The organism is Citrobacter sp. Marseille-Q5395 (assembly GCF_947057495.1).
Taxonomy (GTDB): Bacteria; Pseudomonadota; Gammaproteobacteria; order Enterobacterales; family Enterobacteriaceae; genus Citrobacter; species Citrobacter murliniae.
Window position 1 is genome coordinate 135,637 of the sequence record NZ_CAMSEL010000006.1, and the last position, 23,473, is coordinate 159,109.

The following is a 23,473-nucleotide window of genomic DNA, read 5'->3' on the forward strand; positions in this document are numbered from 1 at the left end:
AAAGCGACAACAAGCAAGCGATTAAGCCAGTTTGTTGATCTGCGCAGTCAGGTTTGCTTTATGACGTGCAGCTTTGTTTTTGTGGATCAGACCTTTAGCAGCCTGACGATCCACGATTGGTTGCATTTCGTTAAATGCTTTCAGTGCAGTAGCTTTGTCGCCAGCTTCAATAGCTGCGTATACTTTCTTGATGAAAGTACGCATCATAGAGCGACGGCTAGCGTTGTGCTTGCGGGCCTTTTCAGACTGAACGGCGCGCTTCTTAGCTGATTTGATATTAGCCAAGGTCCAACTCCCAAATGTGTTCTATATGGACAATTCAAAGGCCGAGGAATATGCCCTTTTAGCCTTCTTTTGTCAATGGATTTGTGCAAATAAGCGCCGTTTAAATTGCGGCACTCGTTGCGTAGTGATGGCGCAGGATTCTACCAGCTTGCGTGCTGTGAATACAGCTTTTCCACGAGAAAAGTTGAATTGGCTTGCCCGTGAAGGACATCAATTTGTTTCATAACAATGAAAACAATCTTCTTTCTGTTTCGTGGTACCAATCGTCGGTTAACCTTGACCGCGGTACAGGGTATACTTTCACGATTTTCACTGTTTTGAGCCAGACATGAAGCTGATACGAGGCATACATAATCTCAGTCAGGCCCCGCATGGGTGTGTGCTGACTATTGGTAATTTCGATGGCGTGCATCGTGGCCACCGCGCGTTGCTGCAGGGTTTGCAGGAAGAAGGACGCAAGCGGGGCTTGCCGGTAATGGTGATGATTTTTGAGCCACAGCCGCTTGAACTGTTTGCGACTGAAAAGTCACCTGCACGACTGACTCGTTTGCGGGAAAAGCTGCGTTATCTGGCGGAATGCGGCGTTGATTACGTGCTCTGTATACGTTTTGACAGACGCTTTGCCGCATTAACGGCACAGAATTTTATCGGTGACCTGTTGGTTAAGCGGCTGGGTGTACAATTTCTTGCCGTTGGTGATGATTTCCGCTTCGGCGCTGGTCGCGAGGGCGATTTCTTGTTATTACAGGAAGCGGGTGCGGAGTATGGCTTCGATATCACCAGTACCCAGACCTTCTGTGAAGGTGGAGTGCGAATCAGCAGTACCGCAGTGCGCCAGGCGCTGGCTGAAGATAATCTGTTGCTGGCTGAAAGCTTGCTGGGTCATCCCTTTACCATTTCGGGACGGGTTGTACACGGCGACGAGTTAGGACGTACCATCGGCTTTCCGACGGCAAATTTACCGCTCCGTCGCCAGGTCTCTCCTGTAAAAGGGGTGTATGCGGTTGAGGTGATGGGGCTTGGCGAAAAACCTATTCCCGGTGTCGCTAACATCGGTACTCGCCCAACGGTGGCAGGCGTACGCCAGCAGTTAGAAGTGCATTTGCTGGACGTTGTAATGGACCTCTACGGTCGCCATATAGATGTAGTACTGCGTAAAAAAATACGCAACGAACAGCGATTTGCCTCGCTGGATGAACTAAAAGCGCAGATTGCGCGTGATGAGTTAACTGCCCGCGATTTTTTTGGGCTATCAAAACCGGCTTAACGCCTATACGAGTTTTAAATACGGAACCGAGAATCTGATGAGTGACTATAAATCAACCCTGAATTTGCCGGAAACAGGGTTCCCGATGCGCGGCGATCTCGCCAAGCGTGAACCGGGAATGCTGGCGCGTTGGACTGATGATGACCTGTACGGCATCATTCGTGCGGCTAAAAAAGGCAAAAAAACCTTCATTCTGCATGATGGCCCTCCTTATGCGAATGGCAGCATTCATATTGGTCACTCTGTAAACAAGATTCTGAAAGACATTATCGTGAAGTCCAAAGGACTCACGGGATATGACTCGCCTTACGTTCCGGGCTGGGACTGCCACGGTCTGCCTATCGAGCTGAAAGTAGAGCAGGAATTTGGTAAGCCGGGAGAGAAGTTCACTGCCGCAGAGTTCCGTGCCAAATGCCGTGAATATGCCGCAACGCAGGTTGACGGCCAGCGTAAAGACTTTATCCGTCTTGGCGTGCTGGGCGACTGGTCACATCCGTACCTGACGATGGACTTCAAAACCGAAGCCAACATCATTCGCGCGCTGGGTAAAATCATCGGCAACGGTCACCTGCACAAAGGTGCGAAACCGGTGCATTGGTGCGTAGACTGCCGTTCTGCACTGGCGGAAGCGGAAGTTGAATATTACGACAAAACGTCCCCGTCTATCGACGTGGCGTTCCACGCTGCCGACCCTGACGCGGTGAAAGCGAAGTTTGGCGTTTCTGATGTCAACGGCCCGATCTCTCTGGTCATCTGGACTACCACTCCGTGGACGCTGCCGGCTAACCGCGCTATCTCTCTGGCACCTGATTTTGATTATGCGCTGGTGCAGATTGACGGTCAGGCCCTGATTCTGGCAAAAGACCTGGTTGAAAGTGTAATGCAGCGTATTGGCGCCGCTGAGTACAGCATCCTTGGTACAGTAAAAGGCGCTGAGCTGGAACTGCTGCGTTTTACCCATCCGTTTATGGGCTTTGATGTTCCGGCAATCCTTGGCGATCACGTGACGCTGGATGCGGGTACCGGTGCGGTGCATACCGCGCCAGGCCATGGTCCTGACGACTATGTCATTGGTCAGAAATATGGACTGGAAGTGGCTAACCCGGTTGGTCCGGACGGCACTTATCTGCCAGGTACTTACCCAACGCTGGATGGCGTTAACGTATTCAAAGCCAACGATATCGTCGTTGCATTGCTGACTGAAAAAGGCGCACTGCTGCACGTTGAGAAGATGCAACACAGCTATCCTTGCTGCTGGCGTCACAAGTCTCCGATCATCTTCCGTGCAACACCACAGTGGTTCGTCAGCATGGATCAGAAAGGCTTGCGCGCGCAGTCGCTGAAAGAGATCAAAGGTGTACAGTGGATCCCGGACTGGGGTCAGGCGCGTATCGAATCAATGGTTGCCAACCGTCCTGACTGGTGTATCTCCCGTCAACGTACGTGGGGTGTGCCGATGTCTCTGTTTGTTCACAAAGACACAGAAGAACTGCATCCGCGTGCCATCGAACTGATGGAAGAAGTTGCCAAACGCGTTGAAGTCGACGGCATCCAGGCGTGGTGGGATCTCGATCCAAAAGATATCCTCGGTGACGAAGCTGACCAGTATGTCAAAGTACCGGATACGCTGGACGTATGGTTCGATTCCGGGTCAACCCATTCATCCGTGGTTGATGTGCGCCCTGAGTTTTCTGGTCACGCGGCAGATATGTATCTGGAAGGCTCTGACCAGCATCGTGGTTGGTTCATGTCTTCGCTGATGATTTCCACCGCAATGAAGGGCAAAGCGCCATACCGTCAGGTACTGACCCACGGTTTCACCGTTGATGGTCAGGGACGCAAGATGTCCAAGTCCATCGGTAACACCGTTAGCCCACAGGATGTGATGAACAAACTGGGTGCGGATATTCTGCGTCTGTGGGTGGCATCTACCGACTATACCGGCGAAATGGCGGTTTCGGACGAAATCCTGAAACGTGCTGCTGACAGCTATCGTCGTATCCGTAACACCGCTCGCTTCCTGCTGGCGAACCTGAACGGGTTTGATCCGCTAAAAGACATGGTGAAACCGGAAGAGATGGTCGTGCTGGATCGCTGGGCTGTGGGCTGTGCACAAGCGGCACAGGACGAGATCCTGAAAGCCTACGAAGCCTATGACTTCCACGAAGTCGTGCAGCGCCTGATGCGCTTCTGCTCCGTTGAAATGGGTTCGTTCTATCTCGACATCATCAAAGACCGCCAGTACACCGCGAAAGCGGACAGCGTGGCGCGTCGTAGTTGCCAGACTGCGCTGTTCCATATCGCAGAAGCACTGGTCCGTTGGATGGCACCAATCATGTCCTTTACCGCCGATGAAATCTGGGGTTACCTGCCAGGCGATCGCGAGAAGTATGTTTTCACCGGTGAGTGGTACCAAGGTCTGTTTGGTCTGGCCGATACTGAAGCGATGAACGACGCATTCTGGGACGAACTGCTGAAAGTGCGTGGCGAAGTGAATAAGGTTATCGAGCAGGCGCGTACGGATAAGAAAGTGGGCGGTTCTCTGGAAGCGGCAGTCACCCTGTATGCTGAGCCAGAACTGGCTGCGAAGCTGACCGCACTGGGCGAAGAGTTACGCTTTGTTCTGTTGACCTCTGGCGCGATTGTTGCGGATTATGCAGAAGCACCTGCTGATGCTCAGCAGAGCGAACTGCTCAAAGGTCTGAAAATTGTACTGAGCAAAGCCGAAGGTGAGAAGTGCCCGCGTTGCTGGCATTACACCACCGACGTCGGTCAGGTGGCGGAACACGCAGAAATCTGCGGACGCTGTGTCAGCAACATCGCCGGTGATGGCGAAAAACGTAAGTTTGCCTGATGAGTAAGCCTCTTTGTTCAACTGGGCTACGCTGGCTATGGCTGGTGGTAGTCGTGCTGATTATCGATTTGGGCAGCAAATACCTGATCCTCCAGAGCTTTGCTCTGGGGGATACGGTGTCGCTATTCCCGTCGCTTAATCTGCACTATGCGCGTAATTATGGCGCTGCGTTTAGCTTCTTAGCCGACAGCGGTGGCTGGCAGCGCTGGTTCTTCGCCGGTATCGCGATTGGTATTTGTGTCATTCTGGCGGTGATGATGTATCGCTCGAAGGCGACGCAGAAGCTAAACAACATTGCCTATGCGCTAATCATTGGTGGCGCGCTGGGGAACCTGTTCGATCGACTGTGGCATGGTTTCGTGGTCGATATGATCGACTTTTACGTTGGTGACTGGCATTTCGCGACATTCAATCTTGCTGATACGGCGATTTGTATTGGCGCTGCGTTGATTGTCCTGGAAGGCTTCTTACCTTCGAAAGAGAAAAAAGCCGCATAAAAAAATGCCGGATAACGCTATGCTTATCCGGCGTGTAATATATCGCGATCCTTGTTTGCCCGGCTTGCTTAGTGCTACCGGGCAAACAGGCGGCAGCAATTTTAAAGAGCAATCTGCATGTCTAAATCAGTACAGAGTAACAGTGCGGTGCTGGTGCACTTCACCTTAAAGCTCGACGATGGCTCCACCGCAGAGTCAACCCGCAATAACGGTAAGCCTGCGCTGTTCCGCCTGGGCGATGGTTCTCTGTCTGAAGGACTGGAACAACATCTTCTGGGGTTAAAAGAGGGTGATAAAACCACTTTTTCTCTGGAGCCGGACGCCGCCTTTGGTGTGGCAAGCCCGGACTTAATTCAGTATTTCTCGCGTCGGGAATTTATGGACGCGGGTGAGCCAGAAATTGGCGCTATCATGCTCTTTACCGCAATGGACGGCAGTGAGATGCCGGGTGTGATCCGCGAAATCAATGGTGATTCAATCACGGTTGACTTCAACCATCCGCTGGCCGGGCATACCGTTCATTTTGATATTGAAGTGCTGGAAGTCGAACCGGCACTGGAGGCGTAAAATGCAGATCCTGTTGGCCAACCCGCGCGGTTTTTGCGCTGGCGTAGACCGCGCTATCAGCATTGTAGAAAACGCGCTGGCCATTTACGGCGCGCCGATTTATGTCCGCCATGAAGTGGTGCATAACCGCTATGTGGTGGATAGCCTGCGCGAGCGCGGCGCTATTTTTATAGAACAAATCAGCGAAGTGCCAGATGGCGCGATCCTGATTTTCTCAGCTCACGGAGTGTCTCAGGCAGTACGTAATGAGGCGAAGGGTCGCGACCTCACGGTGTTTGATGCAACCTGTCCGCTGGTGACGAAAGTGCATATGGAAGTCGCGCGAGCCAGCCGTCGCGGTGAAGAGTCGATCCTGATCGGTCACGCCGGGCACCCGGAAGTCGAAGGCACAATGGGGCAGTACAGCAACCCGCAAGGGGGAATGTATCTGGTTGAATCACCAGATGATGTGTGGACGCTGGACGTTAAAAACGAAGCGAAGCTGTCGTTTATGACGCAAACCACGCTCTCAGTGGACGACACATCTGATGTGATTGACGCGCTACGTAACCGTTTCCCGAAAATTGTCGGACCGCGTAAAGACGATATCTGCTATGCCACCACTAACCGACAGGAAGCGGTTCGTGCGCTGGCGGAACAAGCGGATGTGGTACTGGTGGTCGGTTCGAAAAACTCCTCTAACTCCAACCGCCTGGCCGAGCTGGCGCAGCGTATGGGCAAAGCGGCATACCTGATCGACGATGCAACCGATATCCAGGAATTGTGGGTGAAAGAGGCGAAGTGCGTGGGTGTCACCGCCGGAGCTTCTGCACCGGATATCCTGGTGCAGAACGTGATTACTCGCCTACAGGAGTTTGGCGGCGGGGAACCTGTTCCGTTGGAAGGACGTGAAGAGAACATTGTTTTCGAAGTGCCTAAAGAGCTGCGTGTGGATGTTCGTGAAGTAGAGTAAAACTTTCACTTATCTATTATGAGAAGATGCCAGACTTAACGTCTGGCATTTTTTTTGGAGAAACCATGCGCTTACCGATCATTCTTGATACCGACCCCGGCATTGATGATGCCGCTGCTATAGCCGCCGCGCTGTTTGCCCCTGAGCTGGATCTGCAACTGATGACCACGGTGGCAGGTAACGTTTCTGTGGAAAAAACCACTCGTAACGCGCTACAACTGCTACATTTCTGGAATGCGGATATCCCGCTGGCACAAGGGGCATCAATGCCGTTGCTGCGACCGCTACGCGACGCGGCTTCTGTACACGGTGAGTCCGGTATGGAAGGATATGAGTTTGTCGAACATAACCGTCAGCCGCTGGTAAAACCCGCCTTTCAGGTGATCCGTGATGCATTGATGAGCTCTCCTGAACCCCTCACCCTGGTTGCTATTGGTCCGTTAACTAATATTGCATTGCTGCTGATGCACTATCCGGAATGTGCGTTCAATATTCGTCGTCTGGTGATCATGGGCGGTTCCGCGGGTAGGGGAAACTTTACGCCAAATGCGGAGTTTAATATTGCTATCGATCCTGAAGCGGCAGCAAAAGTATTCCAGAGTGGGCTGGAGATTGTGATGTGCGGGCTGGATGTTACTAATCAGGCAGTACTCGCACCAGATTATCTGGCGACATTGCCTGAGTTGAACCAGACCGGGAAAATGCTGCATGCGCTGTTCAGTCATTACCGCAGTGGTAGCATGAATACAGGGCTGCGTATGCACGATCTCTGCGCCATTGCCTGGCTGGTGCGTCCGGATCTGTTCACAATGAAGCCGTGCTTTGTGGCAGTAGAAACGCAGGGTGAATACACGTCGGGTACGACGGTGGTGGATATTGAAGGACGACTTGGTCAACCGGCAAATGCACAGGTGGCGCTGGATCTGAACGTTGAAGGTTTTCAACAGTGGGTTGCTCACGTGTTGGCATTGGCCCCCTGATTTCTGCACGATATAACGATATGACGCTGCTTATTCCGTAGTGTCATGTCTTTTACTGATATCTCTCCCTGTTTATCATTAAATTCTAATTATCGACGTTTTCGGCTGGCGGCGCAGCGATGCGCTGGTTAATCTGAAAATGATTTACGTGAAATTAACAAAAGAGAATAGCTATGCATGATGCACAAATCCGCGTTGCCATCGCGGGAGCCGGGGGGCGCATGGGGCGTCAGTTGATTCAGGCCACCCTTGGCATGGATGACGTACAGCTGGGCGCGGCGCTGGAGCGTGAAGGCTCATCCTTGCTGGGTAGCGATGCCGGAGAGTTGGCCGGAGCCGGGAAAACGGGCGTTACTGTGCAGAGTAGCCTTGAGGCGATCAAAGATGATTTCGATATTTTTATCGATTTTACTCGCCCGGAAGGCACTTTGACGCATCTGGCATTTTGTCGCCAGCATGGAAAAGGGATGGTTATTGGGACGACTGGCTTTGATGATGCAGGCAAACAAGCTATTCATGATGCTGCTCAGGAGATTGGCATTGTATTCGCCGCTAACTTTAGCGTGGGTGTCAATGTCATGCTGAAGCTTCTGGAAAAAGCGGCGAAAGTGATGGGTGATTACACCGACATTGAAATCATCGAAGCCCACCACCGTCATAAAGTAGATGCGCCGTCAGGCACAGCGCTGGCGATGGGAGAAGCGATTGCCGGGGCACTGGGTAAAGATCTCAAAGATTGCGCTGTCTATAGCCGTGAAGGTTACACCGGTGAACGTGTACCTGGCACCATTGGTTTTGCCACAGTGCGTGCAGGGGACATCGTCGGGGAACATACCGCGATGTTCGCTGATATTGGCGAACGTATCGAGATTACGCACAAGGCTTCCAGCCGTATGACGTTTGCTAATGGAGCGGTGAGATCGGCTATCTGGCTTAAATCTAAGTCAAATGGTCTTTTTGACATGCGTGACGTGCTTGATTTACGCAGTTTATAGGCATTATTTATCCTTCGTGATGTGGTTATTGTAATCATAATTAGTTGATTACATGGGGCAATATTTTATTGCCCTTTTATTTTTGATTGCTTTTGTGTGTTTTTGTCCTGAGTTGATTAATTTGATACGTTTACCTACAGTATTTTGTAGATTAAATGTAAATTTTGACCAAATGGTCTACTTTTTTTCATGTGTAAGCTATTTTTCACGCTCGATAAGTTCCGCAAGCGTTTTCCACCCCCACTTAGCTGATCTTTTTGCCTGTTAAATCGCATGTTTCATTCCAGTTGCGTAAAATAATAATAAAAATTGCCCTTTTGGGTAGACTTTTAGCTGGGCTGTCTCTAGAATGCCGCCGTTTGCCAGAAATCCATAGGTAAGCAAATTTGCATTGATTCATTCTGTCTTAATGAATTAATATGCAAATAAAGTGAGTGAATATTCTCTGGAGGGTGTTTTGATTAAGTCAGCGCTATTGGTTCTGGAAGACGGAACCCAGTTTCACGGTCGGGCCATAGGGGCAACAGGTTCGGCGGTTGGGGAAGTCGTTTTCAATACTTCAATGACCGGTTATCAAGAAATCCTCACTGATCCTTCCTATTCCCGCCAAATCGTCACTCTTACTTATCCCCATATCGGCAATGTCGGCACCAATGAAGCCGATGCAGAATCTTCTCAGGTACATGCGCAAGGTCTGGTCATCCGCGACCTGCCACTGATTGCCAGCAACTTCCGCGATACTGAAGACCTCTCTTCTTACCTGAAGCGTCACAACATTGTGGCGATTGCCGATATTGATACCCGTAAGCTGACTCGTCTGCTGCGTGAAAAAGGCGCACAGAATGGCTGCATCATTGCAGGGGATAACCCGGATGCAGCTCTGGCGCTGGAAAAAGCGAAAGCCTTCCCAGGCCTGAACGGAATGGACCTGGCGAAAGAAGTCACCACTGCGGAGCCTTACAACTGGACGCAGGGGAGCTGGACGCTGGCAGGTGACCTGCCAGAAGCGAAATCTGCAGATGAACTCCCGTTCCATGTTGTGGCTTATGATTTTGGTGCTAAACGCAATATTCTGCGCATGTTAGTGGATCGCGGCTGTCGCCTGACGGTGGTGCCGGCGAAGACCTCCGCAGAGGAAGTACTGAAGATGAATCCGGACGGTATTTTCCTGTCCAACGGTCCTGGTGACCCGGCTCCGTGCGACTACGCTATCGACGCGATTGGAAAATTCCTCGAAACCGATATTCCGGTATTCGGCATCTGCCTCGGCCATCAGCTACTGGCGCTGGCGAGCGGTGCTAAGACTATCAAGATGAAGTTTGGCCACCACGGCGGCAACCATCCGGTTAAAGATATTGATAACAACACCGTGATGATTACTGCACAAAACCACGGCTTTGCGGTGGATGAAGCGTCGCTGCCTGCAAACCTGCGCGTAACGCATAAATCGCTGTTCGATGGCACCCTTCAGGGTATCCACCGCACTGATAAACCGGCGTTCAGCTTCCAGGGCCACCCGGAAGCCAGTCCGGGGCCGCATGATGCTGCGCCGCTGTTCGACCACTTTATCGAGTTAATTGAGCTTTACCGTCAGTCCGCGAAATAATCAGGAGTTAATAGAGCCATGCCAAAACGTACAGACATAAAAAGTATCCTGATTCTGGGCGCGGGTCCGATTGTTATCGGCCAGGCGTGTGAGTTTGACTATTCCGGTGCGCAGGCATGTAAGGCCCTGCGTGAAGAGGGTTACCGCGTTATTCTGGTAAACTCCAACCCGGCAACCATCATGACCGACCCGGAAATGGCCGATGCTACCTACATCGAGCCGATTCACTGGGAAGTTGTGCGTAAGATTATCGAAAAAGAACGCCCGGATGCGGTACTGCCGACCATGGGCGGCCAGACTGCGCTGAACTGTGCACTGGAACTTGAGCGTCAGGGCGTACTGGCTGAATTCGGTGTGACCATGATTGGGGCAACGGCGGATGCGATTGATAAAGCTGAAGACCGCCGTCGCTTCGATATCGCGATGAAGAAAATCGGCCTCGACACTGCGCGTTCTGGTATCGCACATACCATGGAAGAAGCGCTCGCGGTTGCCGCTGATGTTGGCTTTCCGTGCATTATCCGGCCTAGCTTCACCATGGGCGGCACCGGTGGCGGTATCGCTTATAACCGCGAAGAGTTTGAAGAAATTTGCGAACGCGGGTTGGATCTTTCCCCAACCAAAGAGCTGCTGATTGATGAGTCGCTGATTGGCTGGAAAGAGTACGAGATGGAAGTGGTACGTGATAAAAACGACAACTGCATCATCGTCTGCTCCATCGAAAACTTCGACGCTATGGGCATCCATACCGGTGACTCCATCACCGTAGCTCCGGCGCAAACGCTGACCGATAAAGAATACCAAATCATGCGTAACGCCTCGATGGCGGTACTGCGTGAAATCGGCGTGGAAACCGGTGGTTCTAACGTCCAGTTTGCGGTGAATCCAAAAAATGGTCGTCTGATTGTTATCGAAATGAACCCGCGTGTTTCTCGATCGTCGGCGCTGGCATCAAAAGCGACCGGTTTCCCGATTGCGAAAGTGGCGGCAAAACTGGCGGTCGGTTATACCCTCGACGAACTGATGAATGACATCACGGGCGGTCGTACTCCGGCTTCCTTTGAGCCGTCTATCGACTACGTCGTGACCAAAATCCCACGCTTTAACTTCGAGAAATTCGCCGGCGCCAACGACCGTCTGACTACTCAGATGAAATCTGTTGGTGAAGTGATGGCGATTGGTCGCACCCAGCAGGAATCTTTGCAGAAAGCACTGCGCGGTCTGGAAGTGGGGGCTACCGGTTTCGACCCTAAAGTGAGCCTGGATGACCCGGAAGCGCTGACCAAGATTCGCCGTGAGCTGAAAGATGCGGGCGCTGAGCGTATCTGGTATATCGCCGATGCGTTCCGCGCAGGCCTGTCCGTCGATGGTGTCTTCAACCTGACCAACATCGACCGCTGGTTCCTGGTACAAATTGAAGAACTGGTGCGTCTGGAAGAAAAAGTGGCGGAGCTTGGCATCAACGGGCTCAATGCTGACTTCCTGCGTGCTCTTAAGCGTAAAGGCTTTGCCGATGCGCGTCTGGCAAAACTGGCGGGCGTGCGCGAAGCGGAAATCCGCAAGCTGCGCGAACAGTATAATCTGCACCCGGTTTATAAGCGTGTAGATACCTGCGCCGCAGAATTTGCCACCGATACCGCTTATATGTACTCCACCTATGAAGATGAATGCGAAGCGAACCCAACGCAGGATCGCGACAAAATCATGGTCCTGGGTGGTGGTCCGAACCGTATCGGTCAGGGTATTGAATTCGACTACTGCTGCGTACATGCTTCGCTGGCACTGCGTGAAGACGGCTACGAGACCATCATGGTTAACTGTAACCCGGAAACTGTCTCTACCGACTACGACACTTCTGACCGTCTGTACTTTGAGCCGGTAACTCTGGAAGACGTGCTGGAAATCGTGCGCATCGAGAAACCAAAAGGTGTCATCGTCCAGTACGGCGGCCAGACCCCGCTGAAGCTGGCGCGTGCGCTGGAAGCCGCAGGTGTGCCGGTTATCGGCACCAGCCCGGATGCAATTGACCGTGCAGAAGACCGTGAAAGATTCCAGCACGCGGTTGACCGTCTGAAACTGAAACAACCCGCGAACGCCACCGTCACCGCCATCGAACAAGCAGTTGAGAAGGCGAAAGAGATTGGCTATCCGCTGGTGGTGCGTCCATCCTACGTTCTCGGCGGTCGCGCGATGGAAATCGTCTACGACGAAGCCGACTTACGTCGCTACTTCCAGACGGCAGTTAGCGTCTCCAACGACGCGCCGGTACTTCTGGACCGTTTCCTGGATGACGCGGTAGAAGTGGATGTGGATGCTATTTGCGACGGCGAAATGGTGCTGATTGGTGGCATCATGGAACACATCGAACAGGCTGGCGTTCACTCCGGTGATTCAGCATGTTCCCTGCCAGCCTACACGCTGAGCCAGGAAATTCAGGATGTAATGCGCCAGCAGGTGCAAAAGTTGGCCTTCGAACTGCAGGTTCGTGGTCTGATGAACGTCCAGTTTGCGGTGAAGAATAACGAAGTCTACCTGATTGAAGTCAACCCGCGTGCGGCGCGTACGGTACCGTTTGTGTCGAAGGCGACGGGGGTTCCGCTGGCGAAAGTGGCTGCACGAGTGATGGCAGGTAAAACGCTGGCACAGCAGGGCGTCACCAAAGAAGTTATCCCACCGTACTACTCGGTAAAAGAAGTGGTGCTGCCGTTCAATAAATTCCCGGGCGTTGACCCCCTTTTAGGGCCAGAAATGCGCTCTACCGGTGAAGTGATGGGCGTTGGCCGCACCTTTGCGGAAGCGTTCGCTAAGGCACAGTTGGGTAGCAGCTCCACCATGAAAAAACAGGGCCGCGCTTTACTCTCTGTTCGCGAAGGCGACAAAGAGCGCGTCGTCGACCTTGCGGCCAAACTGCTGAAGTTTGGTTTTGAGCTGGATGCCACGCACGGTACAGCGATTGTTCTGGGGGAGGCCGGGATTAACCCGCGTCTGGTGAATAAAGTGCATGAAGGTCGCCCGCACATTCAGGACCGTATCAAGAATGGCGAATACACCTACATCATCAACACCACGGAAGGTCGTCAGGCGATTGAGGATTCCAAGCTGATTCGTCGCAGTGCGCTGCAGTACAAAGTGCATTATGACACCACTCTGAACGGTGGTTTTGCCACGGCGATGGCGTTGAATGCGGATGCCACAGAGAAGGTGACGTCTGTTCAGGAAATGCACGCGCAGATCAATAAATAATATCTGGATGGTCCGGTGATAATTGCGTTAAGCGGACTTTAAATATAATTCGAAACGGTTTCTGTAAAGGAGCCGTTTTTTTTGCTCTATCAGGTCATTCCTGGATAAATAGAATTCCATAACCACATTTTCAATGTAATAAGCGCGATGTTGCTCACACTAATCAACATTCAAGTCGCATACTATCCTTTATATACACAATTTTAATATGGCTTTGTTTTTATTAATTTTGGACAAGCCGTAGCCAGATTTTTAATTTGTGAAATGGTGCGCTTATGTGTGAAGAATATGTTGAAAGACCGCTTTATTTGTTAATTGCCGATTGGATTATGGCAGAAGATCGTTGGGTGACGGCAAAAGAAATTTCCCGTCATTTCGATATTGAACATTGCAAAGCGATTAATACGCTCTCTTATATTCTTTCGGAAGTGAGTGAAATTGTTTGTGAAGTTAAGATGATCCCTAATCAGCTTGCTGGTCGCGGATGTCAGTGTCAGCGCCTGGTGAAAGTTGTGAGAATTGATCCTCAGCTTTATAGCCGATTGAGCCACGGTCTGCAGGAGAAAAGAGTGAGTGTTGGGAAAACGCCACGGATGTCGGCTGTTCCCCCTAGTGAGCTTAATCGCGAGCAGAAATGGCAGATGATGCTGTCAAAAAGTATGCGTCGGTAATCTTTTCTTTGCCGGATGGTGCTTATGCTTATCCGGCACCATCAGGAAGCCGTTTTGGGCTTTACCTCCGTTGTGCCTTTGAGGCGTGGACGGTTTTCTTCGACCTGCGTTAACGGCTGGGTTTCATGTAACCCAGCCCTACAGCGCACAGCGAGATCCTGATACTCCCTGGTATTCATTCGCTTCCACTGCAATTCCTGAACCGTCACTTCTCGTATTACCCGGGCGGTTGCCCCAACCAGTAATTGCCTTGGTTCGCCAGTAAATCCTGCTTTAACAAAGCTCATGGCGGCGACAATGCTTTCTTCGCCTATCACGGCACCGTCCATAATTACGCTGTTCATGCCAACCAGCGCATCGCGACCAATCACGCAGCCGTGCAGGATCGCGCCGTGTCCGATGTGTCCGTGCTCATGCACGATGGTATCGGTGTCGCAGTATCCATGCATGATGCAGCTATCCTGCAGATTGGAGCCTGCTTCAAGGATCAGACGACCATAGTCGCCGCGCAGTGAAGCGAGTGGGCCAATATAGACACCCGCACCGACAATTACATCGCCAATCAGCACAGCGCTGGGATGAACATAAGCAGACGGGTGTACCACGGGGATAAGACCTTCAAAAGCGTAATAGCTCACAATATTCCTTATTTTTACCGGATGGCGGTATACGGTATTTGTTGGCCGGATAAGCGAAGCCTATCCGGCATGACAACATTAACGACCTTTCCACACCGGATCGCGTTTTTCGGCAAATGCCTGCGGACCTTCAAGCGCATCTTCAGAGTGCAACACCGCCGGGTAGTGTTTCAGCACACCACTGCGGATATAGCGGTAGCCTTCTTCTACCGGCATTTCACTGGTAGCACGGTAAATCTCTTTTAGCGCTGCGATAGCCAGTGGGGCGCTATTCACCAGCTGTTGTGCCAGTTCGCGCGCACTGTCCATAAGCTCGCTCTGGTTGACGACACGGTTTACGATCCCCCAACGTATTGCTTCTTCGGCGCTCATCCGTCTGCCGGTCATCACCATTTCGTTGACGATAGCCGGTGGCAGCAGCTTGGGCAAACGGAGTACTCCGCCACTGTCAGGCACAATACCGAGCTTCGCTTCCGGCAGCGCAAAGCTGGCGTTTTCTGCACAGACGATAAAGTCCGCAGCCAGTGCCAGCTCGAAACCACCGCCAAAGGCATAGCCGTTTACTGCCGCTATGACAGGCTTGTTGAGGTCGAAAATTTCGGTTAAACCGGCGAAGCCGCCAGGACCAAAATCAGCATCCGGAGCTTCACCTTCTGCCGCCGCTTTTAAGTCCCAACCGGCGGAAAAGAATTTCTCTCCGCCGCCGGTGATAATAGCCACGCGTAATTCAGGATCGTCACGGAAATTAAGAAAAGCCTCTCCCATTTCAAAACTGGTTTTGGCATCAATGGCATTCGCCTTTGGTCTGTCCAGCGTAATTTCCAGAATCGGGCCATTGCGGGTCAGATGTAATGATTCACTCATAGTTCATCTCCAAAAATATACCCTTCGTCTTTCAGGCTGCATTTTTGTTAGCTGCGTCCGCTCACCCAATTCACATAGTTATCTATGCTCCTGGGATGAGCGGACTTGCCGTCTCAATGCAACTCGAAATCTATTGGGTATAGATTTCCCGGCAGGAGGAATTCCCGCCATAGGGGTTATTTCAGATTTTTTTTGATTATTTTTCCTGAACAATTACGCGGCAGGTCGGTTCGTATCTCCATAAAAGAGGGAACCTTAAATTTCGCCATATTGTGTTCGCAGAAGCTGAAGAATTCTGCTTCGCTTAATGTTTCACCTTCATTCAGTACGATAAAAGCTTTAATCGCCTCATCACGGATAGAGTCCTTAATACCGACAACGACGATGTCCTGAATTTTGGGGTGGGCGGAGATAATATTTTCCAGTTCGACACAGGAGACATTTTCTCCACCGCGTTTAATCATGTTGCAGCGCCTGTCGACGAAATAGAAAAAACCATCTTCATCCTGGTAACCTGAATCGCCGGTATGCAGCCAACCCTCAGGCTCCAGCGCTTTGGCCGTCGCATCCGGTTGTGCATAGTACTCTTTGAAGATCGTTTTACCCGGTACGCCCTTAATACAGATTTCGCCAATTTCTCCGGCGGGTAGGGGACGGTTTTGATCGTCGCGGATTTCTGCTTCATAGCTAAAGCCCACTCGCCCAATAGAAGGCCAGCGTCGTTTATCCCCCGGACGGTCTCCAATAATGCCGACAATCGTTTCTGTCATACCGTAGGAGGTCAGGAGTCTGACGCCAAACCGTGCGATAAAGTCATCCTTCTCCTGTACCGATAAATTGAGATAGAACATCACTTCGCGCAGATGATGCTGCTTGTCCGTGGATGCAGCGGGCTGCACCATCAATGTTCTGATCATCATCGGAATGCATTCTGTAATCGTCGCCTGATATTTACGTACCTGCTCCCAGAAGGCCCGAGCGCTGTATTTCTCTATCAGAACAAAGGTACTGCCTGCAGAGAATGCCGCCATTGCTGCCGTACACTGGCAGTCGATATGAAAGGCGGGCATCACCGTCAGGTAAACATCATCGTCGCGCAGGGCGCATTGCCAGGAGGAGTAGTAGCCAGCAAAACGCAGGTTATAGTGGGTAATGACCACCCCTTTGGGACGAGAGGTGGTTCCTGAGGTGAACAGGATTTCCGCCGTATCGTCAGTGGATAACGCAGGCGCATAACACAGCGTTGCTGGCTGTTGGTTTTTCAGGTCGGAAAAGTGACTTACGCCGTCGTCAGCTGGAACATGATCGCTAATCAAACAGATGTGATTGAGCGGAGTCTCATTTTCCAACTTTATCTGGCGATACATGGGATAAAACTGGGTGCTGGTGACCAGCAGACTGACCTGGCTGTTTTGCAGGATCCAGGCACTTTCCTCTCCCAGTAAGCGGGCATTAATCGGTACCATAATGGCGCCAATTTTTGCCAGCCCAAACCAGCAAAAAATGAATTCCGGGCAGTTATCCAGATGCAATGCGACCTTATCGCCTTTGCGGATCCCCAGGGAATGAAAAAGATTTGCCGTGCGGTTAATCTCTTCATTAAGCGAGGCATAACTAAACTGTCGAACATTTCCTTCACAGGATTCGAAAATAAGCGCCGTTTTATCTCCGTACACCCCGGCCAGGTCGTCCCACATCTGACGTAAGTTTTGTCTGCCAACGATATCCATATTACTTATCCACTGAAATCAGGCGTGAGCGCTAACCAAACGAACTGGCCAGCGCGTCGCGTTTAATCCTCAACTCTGGCCAGGCCTTTGCCGACCAGCTCATTAATGTCTGCTTCGCTATAACCGATATTTTTCAGAATGGCGGCGGTATCCATGCCGTGTGATGGCATGCCACGCCAGATTTTCCCCGGGTTGTTTTTGAATTTCGGCATGATGTTCGGTCCTTTACAGGTGCGACCGTCCATCGTTTGCCACTGGGTAATCGATTCACGGGCAACGTACTGCGGGTTATCTTCCAGTTCAGGAATGGTCAGCACTTTCGCACAAGCGATATTCAGTTCCGCAAAGCGCGCCTGCACTTCAGCGATGGTGTGCGTTGCCAGCCAGGCGTCCAGTTTCTCCTCGACTAACGGACCATATGGACATTCAACGCGGTGGATAAGCTGCGTTCCTTCCGGCACTTCAGGCGTACCGAGAATGTGCGCCAGTCCAATATCCTTAAAGCATTCGTTGATTTGCGTGATACCAACCAGTTCCATGACGATGTAACCATCGGCACATTTATACAGGCCGCAACCGGCATAATAGGGGTCTTTGCCTTTGGTCATTCGCGGACATATTTCGCCGCCGTTGAAATAATCCATCATGAAGTACTGGCCCATACGCAGCATCACTTCATACATGGCAACATCAATACTTTCGCCTTTACCGGTCTCACGCACTTTGTGCAGCGCCGCGAGTGCTGCTGTGGTTGCGGTCATACCTGAGAAGTAATCGGCTGTGTAGGGGAAGGCAGGCATGGGCTGATCAACGTCGCCGTTCTGGATCAGATAGCCGCTGAATGCCTGAGCAATGGTGTTGTAAGCGGGGAGATTGGTGTACTCATCGGTACCAAACTGGCCGAAGCCGGAAAGATGGGCAATAACCAGTTTCGGGTTATGTTGCCACAGCACCTCGTCGGTAATACCACGACGGGCGAAGGCCGGGCCTTTACTGGCTTCAATGAAAATGTCGGTGGTTTCCATTAACTTCAGAAATGCTTCCCGCCCCTCATCTTTGAAAATATTGAGCGAAAGAGCGTGCAGGTTGCGGCGTGATAGCTGCGGATAGTTAGGTTGTACACGGATGGTATCGGCCCAGGCGACGTTTTCAATCCAGATAACTTCAGCACCCCATTCGGCAAACATTTGTCCGGCGAACGGCCCGGCAATTTCGATCCCTGAGAAGACCACGCGTAATCCGGACAGCGGTCCAAAAGCGGGCATTGGTAGACGGTTCATAAATTAGCTCCTGGCAGTGAGTTGTAGGCCCGGTAAGCTCAGCGCTACCGGGCATGTTTCCGGATGAGGGCTTAGCTCTCTCTCCGGCCTACAGATGCGCCGACTTAACGGTATTGTTTCAATACCGAACGGCCCAATGTCAGGATCTGCATTTCATCAGAGCCCCCGGACACACGGTCAACGCGCAGGTCACGCCAGAAACGTGTGATGCGATGGTTGCCCGCGATACCGACACCACCCAGCACTTGCATGGAGGTATCTACCACTTCAAATGCGGCATTGGCGCAGAAGTATTTGCACATTGCTGCATCACCAGAGGTGATGGTACCGTTATCCGCTTTCCACGCGGCTTCCAGCAGCATGTTTTTCATCGAGTTAAGTTTGATCGCCATGTGCGCAAACTTCTCCTGAATCAGCTGGAAGCGTCCAATAGCTTCGCCAAACTGCACACGTTGATTCGCGTAGCGTGCCGCATCTTCAAACGCACACATTGCTGTACCGTAGTTAGTCAGTGCGACGAGGAAACGCTCGTGGTCAAACTCTTCTTTTACGCGGTTGAAACCATTACCTTCCCGACCGAACATGTCTTTTTCGTCCAGCTCTACGTCATCAAAGGTGATTTCACAGCAGCTATCCATACGCAGGCCGAGCTTCTCCAGCTTGTTGACCTTGATACCCGCTTTGCTCATGTCAACAAACCACTCGGTATAAACAGGTTTATCCGGCGATGCTCCATCTCTTGCCATTACCACGATGTACGGGGTATAGGCGCTACTGGTGATGAAGCACTTACTGCCATTAAGATAAACCTTACCATTTTTGCGTGTATAAGTGGTTTTCAGACTGCCAACATCCGATCCTGCTCCCGGTTCTGTAATCGCGGAGTTCCACATCTGCTTACCGGTGCCCTGGAACGCCATGATTTTATCAATTTGCTCCTGGGTTCCTTCACGCAGGAAAGTGTTAAAACCACCTGGCAATTGGTACAGCACGTAGGTTGGAGCGCCAAGACGACCCAGTTCCATCCAGACAGCGGCAACGGTGACGAATCCCGCTTCCAGACCGCCGTGTTCTTCCGGGATCAAAAGGCTGTCGATGCCCATATCCGCCAGTGCTTTCACAAAACGCTCTGGGTAGACGCTATCGCGATCGCACTCGGCAAAATAAGCTTCCCAGTTCTCACTGGCCATCAGTTCACGAATACCAGCGACAAACAGCTCCTGCTCGTCATTCAAATTGAAATCCATCTTCAAGCCTCTTCAGTAATGGGTTAATTAAACTTATTTATCTTTCCAGTGCACTTTGGCGTCTTTAATAAAGGACAGCGTTACCATGATGTTGACGAAGAACAGCGGGCACCCACCGGCGATAATCGCAGTCTGTATGGGCTTCAATCCTCCCAGAGCCAACAGAACGATACCGATGACACCTACCAATACTGACCAGCCGATACGTACCAACAGCGGAGGTTCTTCACCATCGCGAACTTCACGGCAGGTGGACATCGCCAGGGTATATGAGCAGGCGTTGATGAGTGTGACGGTGGCGATAAAGCAGAGGATAAAGAATCCCCACATGGTGGCTGTGCTGAACGGCAATGCGGCCCAGGTTTCGATAATGGCGCGCGCCACGCCGTGCTGTTCAATCAGTTGTGGGATGTTGAGGATGTTTTTATCCATCAACAGCAGAGTGTTACTGCCAAGCACGGTCCACAGGATCCAGGTAGAGGCGGTCAAGCCCAACACCATCCCGAAGCACAGTTCACGCACGGTACGGCCGCGAGAGATACGGGCAAGGAAAATACTCATCTGGATGGCGTAAATGACCCACCATGCCCAGTAGAAGACGGTCCAGCCCTGTGGGAAGCCGCCTTTGCCGATGGCATCGGTATAGAACAGCATGCGCGGCAAGTACATCAGCAGCATACCGACGGAATCGGTGAAGTAGTTCATGATGAAGCTGGCACCGCTGACGATAAACACCCAGCCCAACATCAGAAAACTCAGGTAGCTACGCACATCGCTGGCGATTTTGACCCCTTTTTGCAGGCCACAAGCCACGCAAATTGCGTTCAAAATGATCCAGCAGGTAATGATGATTGCGTCTAATTGCAGCGTGTGCGGAATACCAAACAACCACTGCATACACTCGGTAACCAGCGGTGTCGCCAGCCCAAGACTGGTGCCCATTGCGAAGATCAGCGCGACCAGATAGAAGTTATCTACGATAGTGCCGAATAACCCTTTCGCGTGTTTTTCACCGACCAGGGGAACCAGCGTGGAGCTGGGGCGGATAACATCCATCTTGCGTACAAAGAAGAAGTAGGCGAATGCCACCGAGAGGAAGCTATAGGTTGCCCACGGCAGAGGCCCCCAGTGGAACAAGCTGTAGGCCAGACCAATCTCTTTCGCCGGTGTCGATCCTGGCGTTAGCGCGAACGGCGGCGTGGAGATGTAGTAATAGATCTCTATCGAACCCCAGAACAGCACGGCGGCTGAGGTGCAGGAGGCAAACATCATAAAAATCCAGCTGGCTGTGCTGAACTCAGGTTTTTCGTCGCCTAATTTCTTTTTAGCATAGGGACCAAAGACCAACCAGAACCAGCCGAATAGCATAACGACCATATACCATTCAAATGCCCAACCCCAGACATTGGTGACGTAACTGAATACCGCATTAATAACAACATTAGCGGCATCAAGATCTCTTACTGTTAGCCAACAAAGTATTCCGACAATTATTAATGGCGGAAAGAAAACCTTTGGCTCAATTCCCGATTTTTTCTTTTCATTTTTCATAAGTGAATTCCAGTTTGAAAACGAAATTTATTTAGCGTTCCCTTTTTTGCTGTTTTGTATATTTATTATTAATAATTTGTTGATAACTATTTAACCTCTGGGGCGCCTCAGTGAGTAACTCATAATGGGTATTCATTACGGGGCATTCTGTTAACTCTGTCACACTTTTATTTCTGGTGTGTTTTGCTTTGTTTTTGCTTTATTTTTTTTGGAAATCATGTGTTTATGCCTATTCTTTGGGTGTTTTTAGCGAACTGCCTTTCAATATTGGTGATCCAGAAAACAATATTGAAAGTTTTCATATTTGTTTGCATCTTTTCAATATTGGTGAGGCACGTAACACTATTGAAAGTTGCAAATATCAATGTGTGACATTTTCAATATTGGTGATTAAGGTTTTATTTCCGAATTAAAGAGCGTGATATCTGTATTTAACACTGCCGATATGAATAACGTTTCCTTCATGATTTCTGGAGATGCAATGAAGATAATTACTTGCTACAAATGCGTGCCTGATGAACAGGATATTTTGATTAATAATGCTGATGGTTCACTGGATTTCAGTAAAGCGGATGGCAAAATCAGTCAGTACGATCTGAATGCGATAGAAGCGGCCTGTCAGTTAAAACAGCAACTGGGAGAAGCCCAGGTCGTCGCCTTGAGCGTAGGTGGTAAAGCGCTGACAAATGCAAAAGGCCGCAAAGATGTGCTCTCGCGCGGGCCTGATGAACTGATTGTCGTAATTGACGATCGGTTTGAGCAGGCGCTGCCGCAGCATACGGCGACCGCACTGGCTGCTGCCGCGCAAAAATCCGGTTTTGATTTGATCGTCTGCGGCGACGGATCTTCCGATCTTTATGCCCAGCAGGTTGGTCTGCTGGTGGGGGAAGCGCTGAATATTCCAGCGATTAACGGCGTGAGCAAGATCCTCTCTCTGGCTGATAACACCCTCATTGTTGAACGTGAGCTGGAAGATGAAATTGAAACCCTGAGCATTCCGCTCCCGGCAGTTATTGCGGTCTCAACAGATATCAACACGCCACAAATCCCTTCCATGAAAGCCATCCTCGGCGCAGCGAAAAAACCGGTTCAGGTCTGGTCGCCAGCGGACATTGAGCTCAATGCCGTGGAGGCGTATTCCGTACAACAGGTTGCAGCACCGAAGCAACGTGAGCGTCAGCGCGTTGTGATTGAAGGTGACGGTGAAGAACAGATTGCTGCGTTTGTCGAGAGTCTTCGCAAAATCATTTAATTATCAGGGGATGTTATGAACAAGTTTTCCAGTATCTGGGTATTCAGCGATACCCCTTCTCGTCTGCCGGAACTGATGAATGGTGCGCAGACTTTAGGTGAAAAAATCAACACGTTTGTGCTCAACGAAGCTGATAGTGCAGCGGCGTTCCAGCTTGGTGCGGATCATGTCTGGCTGCTCAGCGGTAAGCCAGATGATCGTATGGTGGAAGATTATGCCGGCGTGATGGCTGAGACTATTCGCCAGCACAGTGAAGGTGGTGCGGTGCTGTTGCCGAATACACGTCGCGGTAAGCTGCTGGCGGCGAAACTGGGTTTTCGGTTGTCTGCGGCGGTCTCTAACGATGCCAGTGCGGTGGCATTGCAGGACGGTAAGGCTGCGGTTAAACATATGGTCTACGGTGGACTGGCTATGGGCGCTGAAACGATCGCTTCGCCGTTTGCCGTGATGACGCTTAGCAGTGGGACATTTGACGCCCAACAACCCGATGCCTCCCGCAGTGGCGAGATGCATACCGTACAGTGGCAGGCTCCGACCACTGCCGTCACCCGTACCGCAACGCAGGCTCGTAAGAGCAATAGCGTTGATCTCGACAAAGCACGTCTGGTGGTCAGCGTGGGACGCGGTATTGGCAGCAAGGAGAATATTTCTCTGGCCGAAGCGCTGTGCCAGACCATTGGTGCTGAGTTGGCGTGCTCCCGTCCGGTAGCGGAAAATGAGAAGTGGATGGAGCATGAACGTTACGTCGGTATCTCCAACCTGATGCTCAAACCTGAACTGTATCTGGCCGTGGGGATTTCAGGACAGATCCAACATATGGTCGGTGCTAACGGTGCCCAGACTATTTTCGCCATCAACAAAGACAAAAATGCCCCGATCTTCCAGTACGCGGATTATGGCATCGTTGGCGATGCGCTGAAGATCCTGCCTGCATTAACGGCTGCATTAGCGCGCTAAACCATTTCGGCAGGGCGCTATATGCCCTGCCGCTGAC

At 51.3% G+C, this 23,473-nt stretch carries 19 protein-coding genes and 1 pseudogene; 13 read left to right on the top strand and 7 right to left on the bottom strand.

Going from position 1 to position 23,473, the window contains the following annotated elements:
- Positions 1-21: 21 nt before the first annotated feature.
- Positions 22-285, bottom strand: coding sequence for a 30S ribosomal protein S20 (rpsT, locus tag OH663_RS08890; protein ID WP_003018940.1), 264 nt, complete (start codon positions 283-285; stop codon positions 22-24).
- A gap of 105 nt (positions 286-390) precedes the next feature.
- On the opposite strand from rpsT, the pseudogene OH663_RS08895 reads away from it, so the two are divergent.
- From OH663_RS08895 to caiF, 11 genes and pseudogenes are all read left to right on the top strand, one after another.
- Positions 391-606 (top strand): annotated as a pseudogene (locus OH663_RS08895) (DUF2575 domain-containing protein).
- Positions 607-613: 7 nt separating this feature from the next.
- Positions 614-1,552 (top strand): bifunctional riboflavin kinase/FAD synthetase, encoded by a 939-nt coding sequence (ribF, locus tag OH663_RS08900; protein WP_045439613.1) that lies wholly within the window; start codon positions 614-616, stop codon positions 1,550-1,552.
- Between the two features lie 37 nt (positions 1,553-1,589).
- Complete coding sequence (gene ileS / locus OH663_RS08905; protein ID WP_048222080.1) at positions 1,590-4,406, top strand: isoleucine--tRNA ligase; 2,817 nt, start codon at positions 1,590-1,592, stop codon at positions 4,404-4,406.
- Positions 4,406-4,903 (top strand): signal peptidase II, encoded by a 498-nt coding sequence (gene lspA / locus OH663_RS08910; RefSeq protein ID WP_200011397.1) that lies wholly within the window; start codon positions 4,406-4,408, stop codon positions 4,901-4,903. Before ileS ends, lspA begins: the two co-directional genes overlap by 1 nt.
- Before the next feature lie 117 nt (positions 4,904-5,020).
- The gene (gene fkpB, locus OH663_RS08915) at positions 5,021-5,470 is read left to right on the top strand and encodes an FKBP-type peptidyl-prolyl cis-trans isomerase (RefSeq protein ID WP_045439628.1); all 450 of its coding nucleotides are present in this window, start codon (positions 5,021-5,023) and stop codon (positions 5,468-5,470) included.
- A 1-nt stretch (position 5,471) separates the two neighbouring features.
- Positions 5,472-6,422 carry a 4-hydroxy-3-methylbut-2-enyl diphosphate reductase gene (ispH, locus tag OH663_RS08920; protein ID WP_045439631.1) on the top strand — a complete coding sequence of 317 codons (951 nt, stop codon included), beginning with the start codon at positions 5,472-5,474 and terminating at the stop codon, positions 6,420-6,422.
- A 65-nt stretch (positions 6,423-6,487) separates the two neighbouring features.
- Positions 6,488-7,402, top strand: coding sequence for a ribonucleoside hydrolase RihC (gene rihC, locus OH663_RS08925; protein ID WP_200011399.1), 915 nt, complete (start codon positions 6,488-6,490; stop codon positions 7,400-7,402).
- Between the two features lie 173 nt (positions 7,403-7,575).
- Positions 7,576-8,397, top strand: a complete 822-nt coding sequence (gene dapB / locus OH663_RS08930; protein ID WP_200011401.1) for a 4-hydroxy-tetrahydrodipicolinate reductase — start codon at positions 7,576-7,578, stop codon at positions 8,395-8,397.
- Positions 8,398-8,854: 457 nt separating this feature from the next.
- The gene (gene carA / locus OH663_RS08935) at positions 8,855-10,003 is read left to right on the top strand and encodes a glutamine-hydrolyzing carbamoyl-phosphate synthase small subunit (protein ID WP_045439637.1); all 1,149 of its coding nucleotides are present in this window, start codon (positions 8,855-8,857) and stop codon (positions 10,001-10,003) included.
- Positions 10,004-10,021: 18 nt separating this feature from the next.
- Positions 10,022-13,246, top strand: coding sequence for a carbamoyl-phosphate synthase large subunit (carB, locus tag OH663_RS08940; protein ID WP_045439640.1), 3,225 nt, complete (start codon positions 10,022-10,024; stop codon positions 13,244-13,246).
- A 275-nt stretch (positions 13,247-13,521) separates the two neighbouring features.
- Positions 13,522-13,917: a carnitine metabolism transcriptional regulator CaiF gene (gene caiF / locus OH663_RS08945; protein ID WP_045439642.1), complete on the top strand. Its 396-nt coding sequence runs from the start codon at positions 13,522-13,524 to the stop codon at positions 13,915-13,917.
- 41 nt (positions 13,918-13,958) lie between these two features.
- Here caiF and caiE read toward each other — a convergent pair whose 3' ends face one another.
- The 6 genes from caiE to caiT form a co-directional block, all read right to left on the bottom strand.
- Positions 13,959-14,555: a carnitine operon protein CaiE gene (gene caiE / locus OH663_RS08950; protein ID WP_200011404.1), complete on the bottom strand. Its 597-nt coding sequence runs from the start codon at positions 14,553-14,555 to the stop codon at positions 13,959-13,961.
- Positions 14,556-14,633: 78 nt separating this feature from the next.
- Entirely contained in the window at positions 14,634-15,419 is a 786-nt protein-coding gene (caiD, locus tag OH663_RS08955) for a crotonobetainyl-CoA hydratase (RefSeq protein WP_200011408.1), read from the bottom strand.
- Between the two features lie 176 nt (positions 15,420-15,595).
- Complete coding sequence (gene caiC / locus OH663_RS08960; RefSeq protein WP_200011425.1) at positions 15,596-17,149, bottom strand: crotonobetaine/carnitine-CoA ligase; 1,554 nt, start codon at positions 17,147-17,149, stop codon at positions 15,596-15,598.
- A gap of 62 nt (positions 17,150-17,211) precedes the next feature.
- Complete coding sequence (gene caiB, locus OH663_RS08965) at positions 17,212-18,429, bottom strand: L-carnitine CoA-transferase (protein WP_045439653.1); 1,218 nt, start codon at positions 18,427-18,429, stop codon at positions 17,212-17,214.
- A 104-nt stretch (positions 18,430-18,533) separates the two neighbouring features.
- Entirely contained in the window at positions 18,534-19,676 is a 1,143-nt protein-coding gene (gene caiA / locus OH663_RS08970; protein ID WP_045439656.1) for a crotonobetainyl-CoA dehydrogenase, read from the bottom strand.
- Positions 19,677-19,709: 33 nt separating this feature from the next.
- Positions 19,710-21,227: an L-carnitine/gamma-butyrobetaine antiporter gene (gene caiT, locus OH663_RS08975; protein WP_045439665.1), complete on the bottom strand. Its 1,518-nt coding sequence runs from the start codon at positions 21,225-21,227 to the stop codon at positions 19,710-19,712.
- Positions 21,228-21,708: 481 nt separating this feature from the next.
- On the opposite strand from caiT, the gene OH663_RS08980 reads away from it, so the two are divergent.
- Together OH663_RS08980 and OH663_RS08985 are read left to right on the top strand one after the other, a co-directional pair.
- A complete protein-coding gene (locus tag OH663_RS08980; protein WP_045439668.1) occupies positions 21,709-22,479 on the top strand; it encodes an electron transfer flavoprotein FixA in 771 nt (256 codons plus the stop codon).
- A gap of 15 nt (positions 22,480-22,494) precedes the next feature.
- Complete coding sequence (locus OH663_RS08985; RefSeq protein ID WP_048222076.1) at positions 22,495-23,436, top strand: electron transfer flavoprotein subunit alpha/FixB family protein; 942 nt, start codon at positions 22,495-22,497, stop codon at positions 23,434-23,436.
- Positions 23,437-23,473: the final 37 nt, after the last annotated feature.